Origin of the sequence: Sodalis-like endosymbiont of Proechinophthirus fluctus, from assembly GCF_001602625.1 — a bacterium.
Lineage (GTDB): Bacteria > Pseudomonadota > Gammaproteobacteria > Enterobacterales > Enterobacteriaceae.
In genome coordinates this window covers 26,469-31,068 of the sequence record NZ_LECR01000015.1, presented here as the reverse complement: position 1 = coordinate 31,068, position 4,600 = coordinate 26,469, and the positions used below count along the sequence as shown (strand labels likewise).

At 54.6% G+C, this 4,600-nt stretch carries 3 protein-coding genes; all 3 read left to right on the top strand.

Annotated features, from left to right (window positions below):
* Positions 1 to 1,353, top strand: a 1,353-nt coding sequence (locus BG74_RS01815) for an FAD-binding protein (RefSeq protein WP_244267150.1), incomplete at its 5' end; no start/stop codon positions are given.
* Between the two features lie 8 nt (positions 1,354 to 1,361).
* Complete coding sequence (locus BG74_RS01810; protein WP_066596169.1) at positions 1,362 to 2,078, top strand: succinate dehydrogenase iron-sulfur subunit; 717 nt, start codon at positions 1,362 to 1,364, stop codon at positions 2,076 to 2,078.
* A 240-nt stretch (positions 2,079 to 2,318) separates the two neighbouring features.
* Positions 2,319 to 4,600 (top strand): 2-oxoglutarate dehydrogenase E1 component (sucA, locus tag BG74_RS01805; RefSeq protein WP_244267148.1); only part of this gene is annotated, 2,282 nt, incomplete at both ends.

Here is a 4,600-nt window from a genome sequence, read left to right as displayed (position 1 = left end):
GACCGTACCGGACACGCGCTGCTGCATACGCTATATCAGCAGAACCTGAAAAACCACACCACTATTTTTTCCGAATGGTATTCTCTCGATCTGGTGAAAAACCAGGATGGGGTAGTCGTGGGCTGTACCGCGCTGTGTATTGAAACCGGCGAAGTTATGTATTTCAAGGCGCGCGCGACCATTCTCGCCACCGGAGGCGCTGGGCGCATCTATCAATCTACCACCAACGCCCACATCAATACCGGTGATGGCGTCGGCATGGCGATACGCGCTGGCGTGCCGGTTCAGGATATGGAAATGTGGCAGTTCCATCCCACTGGCATAGCCGGTGCAGGGGTACTGGTGACCGAGGGCTGCCGTGGTGAAGGAGGTTACTTGCTGAATAAACACGGCGAGCGCTTCATGGAGCGGTACGCACCCAACGCTAAAGATCTGGCAAGCCGCGATGTAGTGTCACGTTCGATTATGATTGAAATCCGCGAAGGCCGCGGCTGCGAAGGTCCCTGGGGGCTGCATGCGAAACTAAACCTGGCTCATTTGGGGAAAGAGGTATTAGAATCGCGTCTGCCCGGGATCCTGGAATTGTCGCGTACCTTCGCCCACGTGGATCCGGTAAAAGAACCGATTCCTGTCATCCCTACCTGCCATTATATGATGGGAGGCATTCCGACCAAGGTAAGCGGCCAGGCAATCACCGTCAACGCCCAGGGCGAGGATGTAGTGATCCCGGGCCTGTTCGCAGTGGGCGAAATTGCTTGCGTATCGGTACACGGCGCCAACCGGTTGGGTGGTAATTCGCTGCTGGATCTAGTGGTGTTTGGCCGCGCAGTGGGGATATATTTGCAGGAATCTCTGCAAGAGCAGGGACCGTCCCGTGATGCTAGCGACGACGACATCGACGCGTCGCTCAGCCGCTATCGCCGCTGGAACAATAATCGTAGCGGCGAAAATCCGGTTGAGATCCGTAAAGCGTTGCAGGCCTGTATGCAAAGCAATTTCTCAGTATTTCGTGAAGGTGATGCGATGACCAAGGGGCTGGCAGAGCTGAAAGAGATCCGCGAGCGTTTGCATCATGCCCGTTTAGACGATACCTCGATGGAATTTAACACCCAGAGGGTAGAGTGTTTGGAGCTGGATAACCTGATGGAAACCGCTTACTCCACTGCGCTCTCGGCGAATTTCCGCTCTGAAAGCCGCGGCGCCCACAGTCGTTTCGACTTCCCAGACCGCGACGATGAAGACTGGCTGTGCCACTCGCTGTATCTTCCTGAAAGCGACAGCATGACGCGTCGTAAAGTCAACATGCAACCGACATTACGCCCGGCGTTCCCGCCAAAAGTGCGTACTTACTAGGATGAATCATGAAGGCTGAATTTTCCATCTATCGCTACAATCCCGATGTCGATGATAAGCCGCATATGCAGGACTATACCCTCGCCGTGGAGGAGGAGCGCGATATGATGCTGCTGGATGCGCTAATCTATCTGAAAGAGCAGGATCCGAGCTTGTCTTTCCGTCGATCTTGCCGTGAAGGGGTTTGCGGTTCCGACGGCGTTAATATGAACGGTAAAAATGGCCTGGCGTGCATTACGCCGCTGTCTATGCTGCGTAAGGGCGGCCATAAAATCGTTATCCGCCCTCTGCCCGGCTTGCCCGTTATCCGTGATTTAGTGGTGGACATGGGGCAGTTTTATGCTCAGTACAAGAAGATTAAACCCTTCTTGACTAACGACGACCGTAATCCGCCGGCGCGTGAACATCTGCAATCGCCTGAACAGCGCGCCAAGTTGGATGGGTTGTATGAGTGTATTCTCTGCGCTTGCTGCTCTACGTCCTGCCCCTCATTCTGGTGGAACCCCGATAAATTCATCGGGCCGGCGGGGCTTCTAGCCTCTTATCGCTTTCTTATCGACAACCGAGATACCCATCAACAGGCACGGTTGGATGATCTGAACGACGCTTTCAGTGTTTTTCGCTGTCACAGCATTATGAATTGTGTCAGCGTTTGCCCCAAAGGACTCAACCCGACTAAGGCTATCGGTCGTATTAAGAATATGTTAGTGAACTATAGCGCCTAACGGGCGCGGCCTTGCCACGCCACAGCTGGCGGGGCAAGCACAGGAAGCCTTTAAAAACTGGTTAGCGGCCTCGCGGCCAGCCGCTTTTCAAAGGTTCCTTCGGATACGATGACCTCACAGGGGTGATCTACCGGCTGAACTGCTTATATGTTATCCGATTATGGGTTAACTACAGAGAAAACTGAAGCTTAATAGGCTTAAGGGATCATGATGCAGAACGGCGCAATGAAGGATTGGCTNGGCGGGCGCAAACCAGTCCTACATAGAGCAACTCTATGAAGATTTTTTGACGGATCCTGACTCTGTCGATGCGAGCTGGCGTACAATTTTTAAACAGCTACCGACCGAGGGCGTCAGTCCCGAACAACTCCACTCCAAAACGCGGGAATACTTCCGCTACCTAGCCAAGGACGCAACACGCTATACCTCCTCGGTCAACGATCCGGATATCGACTCGAAGCAGGTGAAAGTCTTGCAGCTCATCAACGCTTTCCGCTTCCGTGGCCATCAACACGCTAATCTGGATCCTCTGGAATTATGGAAACAGGAAACGGTTCCTGATCTGGAACCTGGTTTCCATAATCTCACCGAAGCTGATTTCCAGGAAACGTTTAACGTCGGTTCGTTTACTATCGGCCGCGACACCATGAAATTGGCGGACTTGTATGAGGCGCTAAAAAAGACCTACTGCAGCTCCATCGGCGCCGAATATATGCATATCACCAATACCGAAGAGAAACGCTGGATCCAGCAGTATATTGAATCAGTAGTGGGGCAGCCGAGATTCAGCCGCAAAGAGAAAATGCGTTTTCTTGCCGAGCTGACCGCGGCGGAAGGGATTGAACGTTATTTAGGAGCCAAGTTCCCGGGTGCCAAGCGTTTCTCTCTGGAAGGCGGCGACGCACTGATTCCTATGCTCAAAGAGATGGTATGCTATGCCGGCAAAAATGGAACGCGGGAAGTAGTATTGGGGATGGCGCATCGTGGCCGCCTGAACGTGCTGGTCAATGTTCTTGGCAAAAAGCCGCAGGATCTGTTCGACGAGTTCTCCGGCAAGCACAAAGAGCACTTAGGCACCGGTGACGTGAAGTACCACCAGGGCTTATCCTCCGACGTTGAAACTGAGGGTGGGATAGTGCATCTGGCGCTGGTGTTTAACCCTTCACATCTGGAAATCGTCAGCCCGGTAGTGATGGGGTCGGTACGGGCGCGTATCGACCGTTTGGATGAACAAAGAAGCAGTATGGTACTGCCGATAACACTGCACGGAGACGCGGCCATTAGCGGCCAAGGCGTGGTGCAGGAGACCCTAAACATGTCCAAGACGCGCGGCTACGACGTGGGCGGGACAGTGCGTGTCGTTGTAAACAACCAGGTCGGTTTCACCACCTCCAACCCCCATGACGCTCGCTCCACACAATATTGCACCGATGTCGCCAAAATGGTGCAGGCGCCGATTTTCCACGTCAACGCCGATGACCCCGAAGCAGTGGCGTTCGTTACCCGTGTTGCGCTGGATTTCCGCAATACTTTCAAACGCGACGTCATGATAGACTTAGTGTGCTATCGCCGCCACGGCCATAACGAGGCCGATGAACCGAGTGCCACTCAGCCGCTGATGTACCAGAAGATCAGAAAACACCCGACGCCGCGCAAAATCTACGCCGACCGCCTGGAGCGCGACGGTATTATCACCCTCGCCGACGCTACCGAAATGGTCAATGTATTCCGTGACGCTCTGGATCAGGGCGAGCGTGTGGTGAAAGAGTGGCGGAAGATGAATATGCACTCCTTCGCCTGGCAGCGTTATCTTAACCACGACTGGGACGAATATTACCCCAGCAAGGTAGAGAGTAAGCGTTTACAAGCGCTGGCCCACCGCATCAGTGAGGTACCGGCTAGCGTGGAAATGCAGCCGCGGGTTGCCAAGATTTATCACGATCGCGCCGCGATGGCGCGCGGTGAAAAGCCTTTCGATTGGGGCGGCGCAGAAACGCTGGCCTACGCCACGCTAGTGGATGAGGGGATCCCCATCCGTCTGTCAGGGGAAGACGCCGCTCGCGGCACATTCTTTCACCGCCATGCGGTGGTGCATAACCAGAAAAACGGCTCGAGCTATACTCCGCTGGCCCATGTCCACAACGGTCAGGGCAGTTTCCACGTTTGGGATTCCGTATTGTCGGAGGAGGCGGTCCTGGCGTTTGAATACGGTTACGCCACCGCCGAGCCGCGTACCTTGGTGATTTGGGAAGCGCAATTCGGTGACTTCGCCAACGGCGCTCAGGTAGTTATCGATCAATTTATCAGTTCCGGCGAACAAAAATGGGGACGGATGTGTGGTCTGGTGATGCTGCTGCCTCACGGTTATGAAGGGCAGGGGCCAGAGCACTCTTCCGCCCGCCTGGAGCGGTATCTCCAGTTATGCGCGGAACAAAATATGCAGGTATGTGTCCCGTCGACGCCGGCGCAAATTTATCATATGCTGCGGCGTCAGGCGCTGCGAAACATGCGTCGGCCGCTGA

What these genes read in the sequence shown, in the direction of transcription:
- BG74_RS01810 (WP_066596169.1), top strand. Translation starts at nt 1,362, where the DNA reads ATGAAGGCTGAATTTTCCATCTATCGCTACAATCCCGATGTCGATGAT.